Here is a 16,898-nt window from a genome sequence, read left to right as displayed (position 1 = left end):
CCACGCGATGCTTGCCGCCCAGCGGGTAACGCGCGGTGCCGTGCTGGGCCACGGTGAAGGTCGATGGGGCGAAGCCCTCGACCCGATGGCAGGCGGCGCAGTCGACCACCTCGCCCGCCAGCGTCGCCTCGCCGGCATGCCGATCGGCATGACACGCGGTACAGGTGGTGGAGACCGGCCGTGGCTTCACCATGTCCCGCCCGTGACATGCGTCGCAGCTCACCTGGCGATGCTTGCCAAGGAGCGGGTAGCGAGTCAGCGAGTGGTTGAAGCCGCGCCGATCCAGCACATCAAACCCCTGGGTAACGTGACAATCACTGCACTTTGACGACAGCCGCCCCTTGTGCGGGTCGGCGTGGCAACTCGAGCATTCGGCATACGGCAGGGGGCGGTACAGGGGGTTCCGCTTCCCAGTGGCATCCGGTGTAATACGGAGTGTCGGCGGGAGGTGGCAGGCATTGCAGGTCACCTGTTCATGGGCCCCGGTCAGACGATATCGGGAATTCATGTGATCGAATTTCGGGGCCGGATCCCACGCATCGGCGGTGTGGCACTTCTCGCATTTCGGGCCCAGCGACTTCTGGTGCGGGTCGTCCGTGGCGTGGCACGACGCGCAGGCCGTCTCCAGTCCCATCCACCCCGGTGATCCCTTGCGGGGCGAGATCAGCGCCGCCGGATCGGTCCGGTAGGTCGCCACGTGGCACTTGGCGCAGGCGAGCGGTGCATGCTTCCCCTCCAGCACCCATCCCGCGCCGCGATGATCAAAGCGGTCGCGGCCGCCGGCCGGCCAGGCGATCATGGCGAATTCGCGACCGGCATGATCCGGATGACACGACGCGCAGCTCTTCCCCGACGTCTTCGCCTCGCGCGCGTGGTAGCCGCGTCCCTGCGACACCAGCAGCGTCACTTCCTTGTGGCAACTCAGACAGAGTCGTGGCATCGCGTCCTTTGAGGGGCCATGACACTGCGAGCACTTGGTCGCCCCTTCGAGCGCCTGGTGCGCCTTCGCGAGCGGACCCGGAGAGATCTGCGCCTCCACTCGGCCCGGCAGCACCAGGACCACCAGCCCGAGCCACCGAAGCCAGCGCAATCAGCTCACCCTCTCGACATCCCGAGGAATCGGCACGTCCTTCTGCACGATGCGCACGCCGATCTGCTCGAGGAATGCGAACGGCGCATCGCCACCGATCCGGATCACCACATCGTCGTTCGGGAGGATCATCGCCCCCGGACGGCCCCTCGAGGATCGCCACGTCGGCCCGCACTTCGCGCAATTGCGTCTGGAGCAACAGGGTGATCCGCCCTGCCGCCACCGCCCGATCGAGCTTCTCCTGATTCCGCGGCTTGATCCGCGGGAACGATTCGCCACGGTAGGAGAGATGCACCGTGGTGCCATCCTGGTTTCCGAGGCCGACCGCCGATTCGATCGCGCTGTCGCCGCCACCGACCACCAGAACCCGTCGCCCGGCAAACTGCTCCATCTCGACGATCTCGTAGACGACCTTGTTCAGCTCCTCGCCGATCACGCCGAGCTTCCGCGGTGAGCCACGGCGTCCCATCGCGAGCACCACGCGGCGCGTCCGATAGCGGCCGGCCGAGGTCTCGACCTGAAAGAGGGTCCCCTCGGGCGTGACCTTGAGGACGCGCTCGCCAGTCCGGACCTGGAGCCCGCTACTGTCGACGATGCTCTCCCACGCGCGCAGCAACGCCTCCTTGGAGGTGTCCGCCACCCAGAGGTTGCCGTAGAGCGGCATTTGAATCGGTTCCGCCAGCAGCAGCTTGTGGCGCGGATACTTGCGCACGCTTTCCGAGAGCTCCCCCTGCTCGACCATCACGTACTTGAGACCGTTGCGGATCGCCTCGACGCCCGCGCTCAGGCCGGCCGGACCGCTGCCGACGATCAGCACGTCGACCGCGTCGCGCTCGTCGGCGGTGGCCGGGGTCAGCGTCGCGGCGATGTGCTCGACCGCCAGGCGCCCCTCATTCACCGCGTTCTTGATCAGCCCGCGCCCGCCGAGCTCGCCGACGATGTAGAGCCCGGGGAGGTTGCTCTCGAAATTGGCATTGACCAGTGGGACAGAGACCCGGTTCACCGCCGCGCCCGTCGTCACCAGAATGCCGCCGACCGGACAGGCCGCCACGCATTCGCCGTGGCCCTTGCAGAGGGCGTCATCCACCACCGCGAGCTTCTTGTGCATGGTGATCGCGCCCGGCTCCGGGCAGGCGTCCACGCAGGTGCCGCAGCCGACGCAGACATCGGCACGGACCATCGCCTTCGGCTCGCCGCTCCCGGCTGCGAGCTCCCCCTCGACGACCGGCGCCGAGACGAGTTCGTAGGCCTGCTGCGGCGCACCGCACTGACGACACCGCATCGCCCCGACGTGGAGCGCCGTGCCGCACCGCGGACAATTCGGCATCATCGCGGACCCGCCGCCCGCCTTCGCCGTGGACCGCAGGTGCATGCGGATGGCGAGCCCGGTGATCAGCACGAAGGCGAGGAGGGTGGCGAGGGATTCCATGGTCGCGGCCTAGTACCGCACCACGCCGACGGCGAGGACGACCACGATGTGGATGATGACCGCAACCATCGCCGTCACCGCGAAGGGACGGTGGGCCACGTGCCAGAACCTGAAGACCCGATGGGTTGCCTCGAGCATGCGCGACTGCTGCTCAAGTGACATCTCCTGCGACGCCAGGCGCACCGCCTCGCCGAGGGCAGCCTTGCTCAGCGGCCGCCCCGCCGGTGCGACTCCCGCCCAGCGGCGCTGCAGCTCCGAGGTGCGACGCCACCGCGTGAGATCGTCGGCCAGCAACCGCAGGAAGATCTTGCCGAGGCTCTGCTCAGCCTCCACCGGCGCCCCGACCGCGAGGGTGCGTTCGACCACGTCGACGCCGAGTCCGGTTGTCTCGGCCAGCTCACCGATCAACTCGCGGCGCCGACCGGCAACTTCCTCACGCGTCAACTCGACGCCGTTGCGAGCGCGTGGAATCCGGACGTAGAGGTACCGGCCGATCACGCCGCTGGCGATCACGACCATCATCGAGAGCAGGCCGAGACCGATCACGCCATCGGCGCGCCAGGTCGCGTGAATCGCCAGCAGGAGGGGCATCGCCAGCGCCGTGGCGACGTGCACGTCCATCCATTTGCCGAGCGAGCCGAGGAAGGCGAGGCGCTTGTACTTCTTCCGGAGCGGGTAGAGCCAGAGGAAGATGAAGATCGCGACGGCGATGATCCCGGCGGTCAGGCCGACGGTCCCCGACGGACGGAGCATGGCATGCCAAGGGTGGCGAACCCGGAGGGCCATCGGCTCCAGATAGTACGGGGCGCCGATCAGGTTGACGGCAGCCAACGGCAACGCCACCCCGAAGGTCCACCCCCAGATCTTCCAACGACCCCGGCGGGCGGCGTCGGCGGCTGACTGCTTTGGCGTCGGCCGAACCGCGGTGCTGGGTGCAGCATCGACCGCCGTCGATACTTGAGGCGCCCGGACCAGTTCAGGCTGGCGGGGCATCTCGTAGGCGGTGTGCAGTTGGCGCGCAGGCTCGGTCATCCCTTCCCTCAAGTCGTGCAGCGAATCGGCAAGTGGTTCCGCGGGGACATCCTATCCGGTCGGATACGGATCTCACAACCCGGCAGTATCGGAATCGGTGTGCATTCTTTGTACACTTGTACGTATTGCAGATTGCGGGCCGAATCTCAGCCTGCCCCTTGAATGATTCAAGCCAATCACTTGATGCGGCGGAGGCCCATTGCAGCACTCATCCCCAACATCCTGTCCCCACTGCGGCGCATCGGTCCACGGAAAATTCTGCGAGAGCTGCGGCATGGCGACCGCCGAGTCAGCCTGTCGGCAATGCGGCATCGTGGCGCCGCCGGGTACGAAGTTTTGCGCGAATTGTGGGACGAGTTTCGGTGGTGACGCGCAACCGTTCGCTGCCGACACACCGAGCGTGGTCACCTCGCGTCGGACGCCTGGGTGGACCATTCCGGCGATGATCGGAGTCGCGGCGATTGCAGCGTTGGGGTGGGCCGCCTCGCGTCCCAGTCCGACCGTCACCGCTGGCGTGGATCCGACGCCGAGCGGTGCCGTGGCATCGGATGGCACCCCACCGGATCTCTCGAAACTCAGTCCCGAAGAGCAATTCCTGCGATTGGCCGATCGGATTCAGGCGTCGGTGCAGTCGGGCGACACGGCCACGGTCGTGCGATTCTTCCCGATGATGGAGCAGGCGTTCACGAATCTTCCGACGGCCGATCGCAACAACGATCTGCGCTTTCACCTCGCCTTGCTGCGTGCGCAGGTCGGTCACCTTCCCGGTGCGGTGGCGCAGGTCGACACCATCGTGGCGAGTGCCAAGAATCACCTCCTCGTCGACTACCTCCGCGCACTCATTGCGGACTATCAAGGGAACGTCGCGGCCGGGCGTGCAGCACGACTCGCCTTCCGCCAGCACTTCGACGCCGAGGTCGCAATGAAGCGTCCCGAGTATTTGGCGCACCGCACGCTACTCGACGACTTCCTGAAGACGACCCCGACGAAGTGACGAGCGATGATGCGAAGCCCTGATCGATAAGTGAGCTGCATGCTGTATAAATAATTGACACTTTTACCGGCCTGGCGAGAACTAGCTCTCATCAGGCCGGTTGTCGTTCCCTCCGGATAACTTCGGATGACCCCCTCACCGCGCCCCCCTGCCCGGTAGTACCCTTCCTCCATGATCCCTGCCCACGAAGCCCTCGCCCGACTCCAGGCCGGCAATCGCCGTTTCAACACCAGCGTCAGCGGTGGCGCGCCGGTGCTCCACCAAGCCCGTCGCGCGGAGTTGACGGAAGGTCAGGAGCCTTTCGCCATCATTCTCGGCTGCGCCGACTCCCGCGTTCCGGCCGAGATCGTCTTCGACCAGGGACTCGGCGATCTCTTTGTGATCCGGGTTGCCGGCAACATCGTCGCCCCTCGCTGGTCGGGAGCGTCGAATTCGCGGCCGAACGGTTCCACACCCGGCTGGTGGTCGTCCTGGGCCATTCGCAGTGCGGCGCGATCGTGGCCACCATCGAGGAGCTGCTGCACCCTCGCCGAGCTCGACCCACTCGCGCAACATCCGGTCGATTGTCGACCTGGTGCGGCCGTCGGTCGAGTCGCTCCTCGACACGCCGCTCGCCCACGACCACGACGCCCTGGTGGCCGAGGCGGTCAGGGCCAACATCCGCGCCTCCGCCAACCATCTGCGACACGGCTCGGAGATCCTGGAACAGTTGATTCGAGAGGATGGCCTGTTGGTGGTGGGCGCCGAGTATTCGCTGGAGACCGGGGTGGTCACCTTTTTCGATGGGGTGCCGGCATGACCCGGCGGATCACCTCACTGATCCTCGACGCACTCATGCTCGTCGCGTTCATTGCCCTGATGGCGTGGCGCTTGACCGGCGTGCCGATCCACGAGTGGCTGGCGGTGGCGTTGCTGGCAACCATCGTGCTTCACCTGGTGATCCACTGGGAGTGGGCGCTGACCCGATTGGCCAACTCCTCCCGCGGGGAGGCGCCGGCCATCGCTCTCGCTGCTGCTCAACGTGGCGCTCTTCGTGGCGATGGGCGTGGCCCTGGCGTCCGGCTTCTACATGTCGAAATCGATCTTCCCGAATCATCTGACCAATGCGCGCTACGGGATGTGGCACGAGCTGCATGAGTCGTCGTCGACAGTCACGCTGATCATCCTTGGGCTGCACGTGGCGCTCAATTGGGACCTGATCAGCAACGGGGTGCGGCGCGCGCTGCGAGCGCGGCAGGCGGGCGAACCGCCCAGCCAGGGCGAGCCGCTCCTGGTGCGCCCCGTCCCGCGGATCTTCTGGATCACCGTGGTGTCGGCGGTGCTGGCGGTGGTGGTCTGGGGCGGCGGGCGGTGATGCCGGAAGAGGGCGGCGAAATGGAGCTCCGCACGGCCGACGGGCAGACGGAACGGCGCGGACCGCCGCCGGACATCATGAAAATGCGACCGGGGACCGATCGCCCGAATCTTCCGGACGGTGGCCCCCGCTTTCTTCTGGAATCGGTCTTTGTGCTGGGCGTCGCCGTGGTCGGGCGACGGGTCCTGAAGCTCAAGCTCGACTGAGGACTAGCCCTTCCGACCGCTGGCGGGATCGCCCCGATCGGCGATGATCCCCGGCTCGCTCCCATGTGCTCACCCAGCCACGCCAGCAGCTGGCGATCGATCTCGGCCTCGTCCTGATCGGCCAGTTCCGGCATCACCGTCCACCGCTTGCCTGCCGCCATCAGCGCCCAGGTCGGCGGGACCTCGGGGTGCCCACGCGACGGATTGGCCCGCTGACCCTCGCAGGTGACGAAATGGTATTCGCGTCCGCCAAGGGTCAGGCGACGCTGCAGGGTCTTGTAGGCGCTCATGCGAACTCACTCGTGCCGGGGACGAAGGACGGCAAAGTGGCCGCAGGGGAAATCTAAGCGGGGGTACCAGGAATCGAGCCTCCGACGGCGGATTCGCCCCGCCACCGCTGGCGCGTTCTTCGGAGCCGGACTTATCCTTTAGCTCTCAACCCTCTCCGGCCCGAGGCCTCCAGCTTGGCCGATACCACCCTCGAACGACTGCAGACCCACCTCGCCGATCGCTATGCGTTCGAGCGGGAGCTTGGCCGTGGGGGCATGGCCACGGTCTTCCTGGCCCGCGACATCAAGCACGACCGCAAGGTGGCCGTGAAGGTGCTCCACCCGGACCTTTCCGCCTCGATCGGCGGCGAGCGCTTCGAGCGCGAGATCCGGGTCGCCGGGCGGCTGCAGCACCCGCACATCCTCGGGATGTACGACTCGGGCAACTCCGACGGCCTGCTCTACTACGTGATGCCGTTCGTCGAAGGGGAGTCGCTCCGCGACCGCCTCGACCGCGAAGGCCAGCTTTCCGTCGAGGATGCGCTGCAGATCACGCTCGAAGTGGCCGATGCCCTTGAGTACGCCCACAAGCAACAGGTCATCCACCGCGACATCAAGCCGGAGAACGTCCTTCTCAGCGGTGGCCACGCGCTGGTGGCCGACTTCGGCATCGCCCGCGCGGTCGAGGATGGCGCGCAGCAGCTGACGCAGACCGGGATGGCGCTCGGCACGCCGACCTACATGGCACCCGAACAGGGGATGGGCGAGAAGGTCGGCGTCACCGCCGACATCTACTCCCTGGGTTGCATGCTATTCGAGATGCTCGCGGGTGAGCCGCCCTTCAGCGGGAAGAATGCCTCGGCGATCCTCGCCAAGCATGTGATGGAGCAGGTCCCGTCGCTCCGGATCATCCGTCAGTCGGTGCCGGAGGAAGTCGAGTACGCGATCTTCTGCGCGCTGGGGAAGTCGCCGGCCGACCGGCCGCAGAGCGCGGCGGCGTTCGCCGAGATGCTGGTCGCCGCGCCGATGGCGGCCGGGGCGACGTCCACTCGCATGATGACGATGCGGCACACGACGGCGCGCCGTACCAACAGCGGGATGACCAGCGCGTTTGGCGTCGCCGCGCCGATGCCGGTGCCGCTCTGGAAGCGGCCGGCAGTGCTCGCCGCCGCGCTCTTTGTGGTCGCCGCCGCCGGCTTCGGGGCCTACAAGATGAGTGCGGGCGGCAACCGCCGCGGCGATGGCTGATGGCACCGGATTGCCGGCGAAGCGGATCGCCGTGCTGTACTTCCAGAGCATCAGCCCCGGTGACTCCTCTCGGCACTCGCCGATGGGCTGACCGAAGCGCTGATCGAGAACCTCAACACCGTCCCGAGCATCGCCGTCATCTCGGCGGGCGGTGTCGGGCAGTATCGCGGCAACGACTCGATCGCGGTCGAGGATATCGGCAAGGCGCTCAACGCCGGCACATTGGTCAAGGGGACGCTCGAACAGCAGGGCGACAAGATCAAGGTCTCGATCCGGCTGATCGACGGCAACTCGGGCGCCGACTTCGGCGACCGGAAGAGCTTTACGGTGGATGGCCGCAACTTCGCGGCAGCGCGCGACTCCACCGCGCGCGAGGTCGCCACCCTCATCCAGCAGGGAATCGGCAGCGAAGTGCTGATGAAACAGCAGCGTCAGGCAACCTCGAACAACGATGCCTGGTTGTTGGTGCAGCGCGCGGAGCGGCTGCGGAAGCAGGCAGCCGCCGCGAAGGGGGATAGTGTGCTCCTCATCCGCGCCCAGGCCGACACGCTGCTCGCGCAGGCCGAAGCGCTCGACCCGAAGTGGCCCGACCCGATCATCGGCCGGGCTCGCCTTGCCTACGAGACATCGCGCCGCAACCAGGATCCGCTCGACGCCAAGGCGCCGATCGACGCCGGGCTGGCGCACATCAACCGGGCACTGGCGCTGCAGCCGCAGGACCCCAATGCGCTCGAGTTGCGCGGGAACCTGCAATACTGGCGCTACCTGCTGAAGGTCGACGCCGAGAAGGAGAAGATCGACGCGCTGAAGCTGGCGGCGCGGGCCGACCTCGAGAAGGCGACCGAGCTCAATCCGAATCAGGCTGGCGCCTGGGCATCGCTGTCGCACCTCTACTACTACATCCCGGAAGTCCCGCCGCTCGACATCTATCAGGCCGCCGAGAAGGCATGGAACGCCGACGCCTTCCTGAGCAACGCGCAGACCGTCTTGAACCGGCTGATCCTCGCGTCGTACGACCTCGAAGACTGGACCAAGGCAAACCGCTGGTGCGACGAGATGCAGCGCCGCTATCCCGCGTCGGCGCAGGCGCCGCGCTGCCAGCTCTACCTGATGACCTCGCGCGCGAAGGAGCCCGACGTGGCGCTGGCGTGGAAGCTTGCCGATTCAATCACCGCCCTCGTCCCGAAGCCGCAGCAGCGGTTCGAACGGTTCAAGAGCGACCTCCTCGTGGCGGCCGTGCTCACCCGTGCCAACCTGGGCGACAGCGCCAAGCGGGTGGTCGACCGGTCGCGCGGCAACCCGGAAGTCGACCCGAACCTCGAACTGCCCCAGTACGCCGCCTTCGTGAGCGTCCTTCGCAGCGACACCACCGCGGCGCTGGCCAACCTGAAGGTCTTCCTTTCGAAGGAAGACGACCGGCGGAAGGCGATCCAGGCGTATGTCGGCTGGTGGTACCGGCCAATCGAGAAGGCGCCGGGATTCCAGAAGCTGATCGCGAACTAGGTCACAGGGGTGTGACACTGGCGCAACAGCATTGCGGGACCTCCCGCTGTGGCGTATATCAATCGCCATAGGGAGTAGTAGGGTGACTCGGCAGGACCACACATCGCCAAGATCCCCGATGATCCTCCCTCCTGTATTTCTTCCGGAGGCGATGTGTCTCGTGTGACCTGGTTGCCGCTCCTCGCGGTGACATTACTGGCGAGTGCATGCGGTGATACCGCTTCACTTCCCGACACGCCCGTCCGTGCGGTGCCGCACAGGCGGCATTGCCGCGGGCCTCTCGCCGTGCATCTCCGATCCGGTACAGATCCAGGCGGCGCTCTCGAGCGGCTTCACCTCGCTGGCGAGCACCTTCACCGCCACGAGCACCTGGAACGCGATCGTCCAGGCGACGAACGCCAACAACCCGACGCTCGCGAAGGCGAAGGCCTTCGAGCTGGTGGACTTTCTCCTGCTGCAGGACTCGCTGCACCTCGTCGCCCATTCGCCGGCGGCGCTGGCAACGTTGATGAACCAGGTCTTCTGCTATGTCGGCATCGACGCGGGCATCGCGAACCCCCGGGAGACCTGGGTGGTGCACGTCGGCGACCCGATCACGACGCTGATGACGCAGAATGTGCAGAGCGGTGCGCAGTTTCCGCCCGATGCAGTGGTCGAGAATACCGTCGTCACGGTCAAGCGCGTCACCGATCTCAACGCGCTCACGACGCCGCTCGACAAGTACCCCTTCATCTATGAGTGGACGGTCTCGCCGGCGCAGACCCTCAAGCCCGGCCCCAAGGCGATCATCGGCGTCTGTCCGAATCCCGCCGAGTTGACGAACGTCCCGGCGAGTGAACTCGACGCGCTGCTGGCGAGGCTCGTCCTCGGCCACCAGAAGGATGCGAGCACCTTTGAAGTGCTCCCCCGCGTGGACCTTCCTCCCGAAATGGCGCTCGCCTGCGGCGCGGTCACGTCGGCGGCGATGCCCTCGACCTGGGGCGGTCGTGCCCTCACCACGCTGGCGAGCATGATTCTCCCGGCCCCCCTCTCCGCGGCCCGGCGCCTCGCCGGCGGCGGCATCGGTGGTGCGACCAGCGAGTTCTCGCCGTTCGAGCCGGTCGATCCGCAGCTGTTCGCCTCGGGTGGCGTGGGCGGGTCGACCAGCGAGTTCGTCCGCGACGCCCTGCTCGTCACCACCATCGACGGCACGGTCGGCACGACGCGCGGCGGGGCGGGCCTCCCCAGCGTCACGGTCAAGACGCGTCTCGGCACTCCGATTCCCGGGGTGATCGCCGCGTGGAACGCCGCGCCGTCCACGGTGGCGCCGTACAGCGCCAAGCCGGGCAACGCCACGGTCTGCGGCGCCGATGCCGCGACCAACGCTGCCGGGACTGCGGCCGTGAGTTGCCTCAACTTCGGCACGACGTCCGCACTTCGTACGGCCTACACGAAGCTGACCGTGGCACTCACGCCACCGGCCGACCTCGACCCGGATGTGATCGAGTTTGTCCCGGATGCGCCGGGCTGGCTGATCGCCACGTATGGGGCGAGCAACCTGGTCTTCACTCAACCGGCCGCGGGCAGCGTTACAGCGCCGGTGCACTGATTCCGGCGCGCGTCGAAGTGCGCTCCGATCTGGGCACGATCGTTCCGACGGCATCGACGCCGGTGACGCTGTCGCTGAACAAGAACAGCTTTGATGGCGGCGGACGACCAAGGTCGCCAACACCGTCAATGGTGTGGCCACGTTCAGCACCACGATCCTGCAGTCGGCCACGGGCTACCGATTCGCCGCCACTGCCGCGTTCGGCGATGCGGGCGTGGTGACGAGCACCACGGGGAGCAACCTCTTCGACGTTCTGCCCTGGGACCGCGTTGCGGTTCGTGGCGGTCGGTCCCACGGCGTATGACAAGGTCAACGACGGCCCGGTCAGCCCGACACCGACCGTCCGGGTCACCGATCAGTTCAACAACCCGCAGATTGGTGTCCCGGTCTTCTGGACGCCAGGCGGCGCCATGGGCGCCACGGTGAACGGCGCACCGTCGACCACCACGACCCTCACCGGGGCCGACGGGAGTGCCTCGGTGGCCTGGGTACCCGGCGAAGGGGACAACCAGCTTCGCGCCTCGCTGCAGGCGGCACCCGGGGGCGCGGAGGTGTTCTACACCGCGACGCACGCCGCCGACTTCACGACCATCAACGCCTGCAACCCGCCGCCTCGCGAGACGACATCGCCGCGTATTACGTCACCATCCCCGGTCCGGTGGGTGGCAGCGGACTGGTCCATTCGATCGGCCTCTACCTCTCGGCCGAGGAGAGCCCTGGGCAGACCGGGCCGATCGCCTACCCGATGACGCTGGTGGCCGAGCGCGTGGTGAAGAATGCCACGACCGGCGCACCGCAGACGCAGTCATTCAGCGCCTCGGCCGTCGCGTTCCTGGGAGGCGACACCGAGTGCCGTCAGCGGCATCGATCGACTGGTCACCTTCCAGTTTGCCATCGGCCCGCTGCCGAATGCGCAACTGGTGACGCGGAAATCGTCAGCCCGAGCTGGTGCTGCGCTTCCAGTTGCCGAATGGTGGCTATGGTCGGCGCATCGACTTCAACGGTGGTCCCTGCGCGCCGGGCAGGAACTGCTCACCTCCGCCGGGATGCTCCGCCACGCAATCCGCACTGCCCTTCCCGAGCGCCTCGATTTTCCGGAAGAGCGTCGCCATCATCGTGCGCGGCCGCTTCACCACGGACGAGGAAGATCGCCGGCTGGGTCGGGCACGCTAAGGGCGCCGCTCCATACCGCTCAGAGTTTTACCACCGACGCGGACCAGCTTGCCTGGTCCGCGTCGCTCTTGTGCATGGCCCCGACGTGGACGATGATCTCGGTCCCGGTATGCGTGATCGAGAAGCGATCCATGTTGCGGGTGGCGCGCCCGGCGATGAAGGTGCCGTCGGGCTGGTAGCGCGACTTGTGCTTCGGGCACTGGAATTCGTGCTTGGCATCGGTCCATCGCAACGCCGTCCGCTGGTGCGGGCAGGAGAGGTTGAACGCCCAGACGCTGCTCTGCCAGCGCACCAGGATCACCTCGTTCACCTTGTCGATCTGCACGCCATCGGCCGCCGGCACGGGGTAGGTCGGATCGGCGCCGACGCGGCCGCTGGCCGCCCGTCCCGCGGCCGCATCGTCGCGGCCAGCTCGGCCGGGATGCCGGCCAGGGAGCAAGGCGCCCATCGCGGCCAGGCCGATCTCCTTCAGGAATTCCGGCGGGGCCGGGTCAATTCGCCAGCCTTCGCAGGCGGCGTCTTCGTTAAGGCCAGTACTATCGCTCACAAGAACCTCGCGGCAGGACAATGGTGGACGGCCAACCGCAGTACAGCGCACTCACGCCGCGTTGACGAGCACGACTCCGACGACGGCGGTGCTGACCCAGAGCACGAGTGAGAGCCAACTCACGAGGCGCAACGTGCCCCAGCGCGCCCCCTCGGTCGGATCGAGGCGGAGCCGCCTTTCGGCGCGAAGCATGACGGGCCGTTGACCGAGAGGAGCACGACCAGCGCCAGCTTCACCAGAAAGGCGGGCGACGCCGCGAAGGTCTCGACGTCGGAGGCGGCAAGCGCCACGCCGCTCGCGAACAGCGCCGCCAATCCAACCATCACCGGCCGGTGCACCGACTGCAACTCGTCGAGCATCGCCATCCGGTCGGCGGTGTCGCGCCGCGTCGTGCGCAGCGTGAGTCGGTCCGCCGCGACGGCGAAGCCGCCGCCAAGCAGCATCGCCACGACGTGCACCGAGGTGACCGCGATCTCGGTCAGTCGGGAATCGCCGTAGAACGTCTGCCAGGGCGCGCACCAGCGGATGAGCGTTTCGATCGGGTCGAGCATCAATCCTTCCAGAGCCACATCATCACGGTGGAGGCGGTCGCGAGACTCATCGAGGCGATGGCGCGCGTGCGGTGCGTCCGCGCCCCGGCATCGGATTCACGCGCCCCCTCCGCCGCCGCGGCGGTCCACAGGAATCCGGCATCGGCCGCGAGCATCGTGATGGTGTGGAGCCACTTGCGTGTCCGGCCCGAGGGATCCTTCCGCGACTCGTAGAGATTCCACCCACCCGTGACGGTGTTCACGGTGAAGAGCACCCCGAGGCCGGCCGCCACCGCCGAGTGCGCACCACGCGCACTCGGATCGGCTTCCACCATCCTCGCCACCCCGGTTCAGCCCGTTGCGCTGATCACGCAGCAGCTTCTCGCCGAGAAAGTATTCCGCCGCGAAGAGTGGCAACTCGGCGTAGCTGGCGAGTCGATGGATCTTCAGCCGGACGGCGTATGCGTGCTGTATTCGATCGCCCGAGGCGACCGGTGTCCGCAGGCGCCTGATGAATGCCGACGGCAAGCGAGGCCACGCACGCGCCGCACTCACTGGGAGGCAGCGTCGACTGAAGTGGGGCCCTGTTGCGCCGCGAGCGACACCGTCGAGGTCGACAGATCGCAAGAGGGAAGGCAAACCTGCGCATGAGCGACTCCAGAATGTCAGCGCGATTCCGAGCATTACCACGGCGGCGAAACTCACTAAGCTGTTGTGCAATCACACCAGTGACGCCCGATCGGCATGGCAACTTGCGGGCGTGTAATGGGGACGTTTCGGTCGCCGAAGCACTCCGCTGGCATGCCTGACTTGCGGAATCACTTGGTCGCGACGGTGCCCCGGGCGGTTGCGGTCCGCGGGCCATCCGAACGGTGTCGTAGCGCCGTCGGCACCAAGTTAAATTCGGTCCTTGCTAAGTCGAGCGCGTGCACGGTCGTGCCGGGCGGCCAGGGTCAGGGTCGCCTGATCGCCGGCAATTCCGAGGACGTTTTCCGCCCACTGGATTGTTCACCGCTCGGCTGGCGCTCCAGAAGGCGTTTTCGCGTCGCCAGCGCGCCGGGAGGACCGCATCAGGAGGCTGGGCGAGGGCGTGCAAGTGCGTCCACCGTGCGGATGGTCGGGCATGGCCATTGGCGGTCGCATTGCCACCGGTGCAGAGTTCGCTGACAACCGTTGGGGACAGCGGGAGTAGGAGCCGCCAGACAGTACTTTGGAAAGCCTCAACACATCGCTCGGTAATATATTTGACATGCGGTCCTGCTTGAGAGGCTTCTGGTTAGTAAGATTGCAAGTCTGGCAAAGGCCAGGCTCGGATCGCATCGTAGCTGCACCACCGCTCGGCTGCGTGGCGAAGCGCCTGATGCCAACGTCGTGGAAGTTGGTTAAGAGCTCTGCCGCCAGGCCCATTGGGCCGTTTCGTTTGACTCTCTGGTGGAACTATCGCCGGCGGGGTCGCCGGGCGGTTCCGTCTCGAGAAGGACGTGCAAAACCACGCGCGAAGCGAAAGTTCATTCCGCGGACCGGTGAGAACGGAGGTGCGCCATCGCACCGGAAGGGAGGATGGGCGGGGATGAGTTGCTTCAAACCATCACGGCACGACGCGTGACCCGCGACCGAAGGACGGCGCCCACGAGGCGATTTCCGGCAAACGCCCAGGAAGGCGAACGGATGGAGGGCTGGTGCTCGCGGGACTCGCCCTGCTTCCGGAGAAATCCCGCGGAGGGCGTGCTCCCGCCGCGTGGTCGCGATCGCCCGGAGTGATCGGCGCCCGGTACGCGGCGATCGGTGGTACTCGCCCCGGACGTGCGGTGGCTCGAGCGCTTCGTCGCATGGCATCGGTGACGAGGAACGGGAAGTGATGGGCGCGCCGCCCCGAGGCCATGGCGTCCTCGGCCTGCTGCTCCGGGAAGGGCGCCCGATCCGCCTCCCGGGCCTTAGTCCGCCGCGCCCCGATTCACCGAGCGACTTTCCCCGCACCATCCACGCGATGCATTTCTTCCTCCGGGCGTGCCGATCTCCGGTCGGCGCGGGATCATCAGGAATCTGCCTGACCGAGAAGCAGGGTGAGCGGTTCGAGTGCCGACGACGAACGCGTCGCCATCCTGCTCGCCGCGATGTCCGGCGGCCGCGGTGGAAGTAACGCCTTGCGGTTGCATGAAGAGAAGCGCCCGGCTGCTGGACGGGGTGCTGGCTCCAGCGGACTCGCGAGCGGTTCTTCGCGATGGTCAATCTCACGGTGCGCAACGCACTCGCCGCGTGTATGGTCCGGGCTGGGCGGGTCCGCAAGCAGGATCAATGCGACGGCTCCGCGAGAGGCATTCGGGGTGGCACTGACGCCGCCCAGCGGGCCATCGACCTGATCAGCGACCTGCTCGACCTGAGTCGACTTCGATGAGGATCGCCTCGACCGGTGGTGCGACGTGTTGTCCGACGCGGTCGCGCTGGCCCACCGGGCGACGGGACAGGCGACACCCGCGGCCAGTGCCAAGTCGATCCCGGCTGGTGATGGAGCTTGCGGATGGCCTGCCTTACGGTCAGAAACCGACGCCAGCCGCGTGGAACGAGATCCTGATGAACGCCCCTGCTGACCAACGCCATCAAGTACAGCCGCCGCACAGACCGCGTTTGCGGCTCTCGGTGCGTCCCGAGGCGCGATCTGGTCACTATCTGGTCGAGGATGAGGGCCCGGCATCCCCGCGGGGAGGAAGCCGAGCGGATCTTCATTGTGTATGTGACCACTGCCGAAGGGAGAAACAGGGAATGAGGCTCGGCCTGCCGCTCTGCGCGACGATTGGCCCGCCTGCAGGCGAGACCTCGACACCGTGCCCCGTGCGGCTGCGGCTGCTACCTCGACACTCCCGACTGTTCGGAAGTCCCCGCTGACCCCGGAGCGCCACCGGTGAAGCTTTGCTGTTGCTGGAAGACGAGCGAAGGTCGCCTCCTTCCATCAAGCATGGAGGCTCGAGGGGAGGTACACGGTGAATGTCGCGGTCGATGGGGAGGAGGCGGCGCTCACGCTGGCCCCCTGTGGGCGACTTTATGACGCAATCACCGCTCCGACGTGATGCTGCCGAAGAAGGGCGGCGTGCAGGTGGCGATCCAATTGCGAGGGCCGCACCACGCCGATCCTGATGCTCACCTCCCCGCGACGCCCCGGAGGACGTGGTCCGCGGGTTGGACGCCGGGCGGATGACTATCTCTCGAAAGCCGTTCGGCTTCGCGACGAGTTGCTGGCACGACTGCGGGCATGACGCGCGGGGGCGGAGCACAGCGACTCGACATAGCTACCAGTACGACTGCGTGGGAATGGATCGACTGCAGCACCGCGCCTGCGTCCACGGGACCACTCGACCTCACGCCGAAGGAGTTCCGGTTGCTGGAATTGTAACGCCTTGCTGCACGCCGGAGGTGATCGCAGGTTGACGTGCTCGAAAAGTCTGGGACCTTCGGCGACCCCGAGCAATGTGGTTCGATGTCACGTAGGCTGACCTCCGGCGCGAAGCTGAACGAAGCGGCCGGCGTGCCGCTCTACCGCAGACGATGCGCGGCGTCGGGTTCCTGCTTCGTCGCGAAGCGGTAATTGTCATAATGACGGCGCCGGGCGTGGCCCAGCCCAATCGTCGTCGCTGGCTGGCGAACAGCTGCTGCACTCCCGTCGTGTCGTTCGCCGGTGCTCGCCTCCCGCTGGTGATCGGCGTGGTGGGCTACCGCCGCTTCGAGCCACGGATGAGCTGGCTCGACGCCTTCTGAACAGTGCGATGCTGACGGCGGGATGGGGCCCGTGGCCGTCCAGCTCTCCGAGCCCCCGGCAAGCTCTTGGGGGATCTACGCCCTTTATTGCGGTCTGTTGGTGATCGCCGTGACCGGCCTGCTGCTCCTTCCCGGGGTCCACCACCCACGATGAAGAAGGTCGACTGGGAGGACCGCGACATCTG

15 protein-coding genes and 1 pseudogene are annotated in these 16,898 nt (G+C 66.9%); 10 read left to right on the top strand and 6 right to left on the bottom strand.

Features of this window, described 5'->3' with window-relative positions:
- Window positions 1-761: 761 nt before the first annotated feature.
- Window positions 762-2,519 carry an NAD(P)-binding domain-containing protein gene (locus IPP98_10260; GenBank protein MBL0179490.1) on the bottom strand — a complete coding sequence of 586 codons (1,758 nt, stop codon included), beginning with the start codon at window positions 2,517-2,519 and terminating at the stop codon, window positions 762-764.
- A 9-nt stretch (window positions 2,520-2,528) separates the two neighbouring features.
- A complete protein-coding gene (locus IPP98_10255; GenBank protein ID MBL0179489.1) occupies window positions 2,529-3,551 on the bottom strand; it encodes a hypothetical protein in 1,023 nt (340 codons plus the stop codon).
- Window positions 3,552-3,951: 400 nt separating this feature from the next.
- Between IPP98_10255 and IPP98_10250 the strand changes: the two genes are divergently transcribed.
- From IPP98_10250 to IPP98_10210, 9 genes and pseudogenes are all read left to right on the top strand, one after another.
- Window positions 3,952-4,545, top strand: a complete 594-nt coding sequence (locus IPP98_10250) for a hypothetical protein (GenBank protein ID MBL0179488.1) — start codon at window positions 3,952-3,954, stop codon at window positions 4,543-4,545.
- A gap of 171 nt (window positions 4,546-4,716) precedes the next feature.
- Window positions 4,717-5,344 (top strand): annotated as a pseudogene (locus IPP98_10245) (carbonic anhydrase).
- 222 nt (window positions 5,345-5,566) lie between these two features.
- Window positions 5,567-5,899: a DUF4405 domain-containing protein gene (locus IPP98_10240; protein ID MBL0179487.1), complete on the top strand. Its 333-nt coding sequence runs from the start codon at window positions 5,567-5,569 to the stop codon at window positions 5,897-5,899.
- Complete coding sequence (locus tag IPP98_10235) at window positions 5,899-6,105, top strand: hypothetical protein (protein MBL0179486.1); 207 nt, start codon at window positions 5,899-5,901, stop codon at window positions 6,103-6,105. The genes IPP98_10240 and IPP98_10235 overlap by 1 nt, the downstream gene beginning before the upstream one ends.
- A gap of 464 nt (window positions 6,106-6,569) precedes the next feature.
- On the top strand, window positions 6,570-7,622 hold the full coding sequence (locus IPP98_10230) for a serine/threonine protein kinase (GenBank protein MBL0179485.1): 1,053 nt from the start codon (window positions 6,570-6,572) through the stop codon (window positions 7,620-7,622).
- 222 nt (window positions 7,623-7,844) lie between these two features.
- A complete protein-coding gene (locus IPP98_10225; GenBank protein MBL0179484.1) occupies window positions 7,845-9,125 on the top strand; it encodes a hypothetical protein in 1,281 nt (426 codons plus the stop codon).
- 244 nt (window positions 9,126-9,369) lie between these two features.
- Window positions 9,370-10,713 (top strand): hypothetical protein, encoded by a 1,344-nt coding sequence (locus IPP98_10220; GenBank protein MBL0179483.1) that lies wholly within the window; start codon window positions 9,370-9,372, stop codon window positions 10,711-10,713.
- A gap of 133 nt (window positions 10,714-10,846) precedes the next feature.
- Window positions 10,847-11,017 carry a hypothetical protein gene (locus IPP98_10215; GenBank protein ID MBL0179482.1) on the top strand — a complete coding sequence of 57 codons (171 nt, stop codon included), beginning with the start codon at window positions 10,847-10,849 and terminating at the stop codon, window positions 11,015-11,017.
- Window positions 10,992-11,462: a hypothetical protein gene (locus IPP98_10210; GenBank protein MBL0179481.1), complete on the top strand. Its 471-nt coding sequence runs from the start codon at window positions 10,992-10,994 to the stop codon at window positions 11,460-11,462. Before IPP98_10215 ends, IPP98_10210 begins: the two co-directional genes overlap by 26 nt.
- Window positions 11,463-11,690: 228 nt before the next feature.
- Here IPP98_10210 and IPP98_10205 read toward each other — a convergent pair whose 3' ends face one another.
- The 4 genes from IPP98_10205 to IPP98_10190 all read right to left on the bottom strand — a co-directional run bounded on the left by IPP98_10205 (window position 11,691) and on the right by IPP98_10190 (window position 13,298).
- A complete protein-coding gene (locus tag IPP98_10205; protein MBL0179480.1) occupies window positions 11,691-11,846 on the bottom strand; it encodes a hypothetical protein in 156 nt (51 codons plus the stop codon).
- A gap of 59 nt (window positions 11,847-11,905) precedes the next feature.
- Entirely contained in the window at window positions 11,906-12,433 is a 528-nt protein-coding gene (locus IPP98_10200) for a Rieske 2Fe-2S domain-containing protein (protein ID MBL0179479.1), read from the bottom strand.
- Window positions 12,434-12,552: 119 nt separating this feature from the next.
- Window positions 12,553-12,984, bottom strand: a complete 432-nt coding sequence (locus IPP98_10195) for a hypothetical protein (GenBank protein MBL0179478.1) — start codon at window positions 12,982-12,984, stop codon at window positions 12,553-12,555.
- Window positions 12,984-13,298, bottom strand: coding sequence for a hypothetical protein (locus IPP98_10190; GenBank protein MBL0179477.1), 315 nt, complete (start codon window positions 13,296-13,298; stop codon window positions 12,984-12,986). The genes IPP98_10195 and IPP98_10190 overlap by 1 nt, the downstream gene beginning before the upstream one ends.
- A 3,253-nt stretch (window positions 13,299-16,551) precedes the next feature.
- Between IPP98_10190 and IPP98_10185 the strand changes: the two genes are divergently transcribed.
- The gene (locus tag IPP98_10185) at window positions 16,552-16,713 is read left to right on the top strand and encodes a hypothetical protein (protein ID MBL0179476.1); all 162 of its coding nucleotides are present in this window, start codon (window positions 16,552-16,554) and stop codon (window positions 16,711-16,713) included.
- The last annotated feature ends 185 nt before the right edge of the window (window positions 16,714-16,898 follow it).

Source organism: Gemmatimonadota bacterium (assembly GCA_016720805.1).
Taxonomy (GTDB): domain Bacteria; phylum Gemmatimonadota; class Gemmatimonadetes; order Gemmatimonadales; family GWC2-71-9; genus Palsa-1233.
This window is presented reverse-complemented; position numbering and strand designations above follow the sequence as displayed.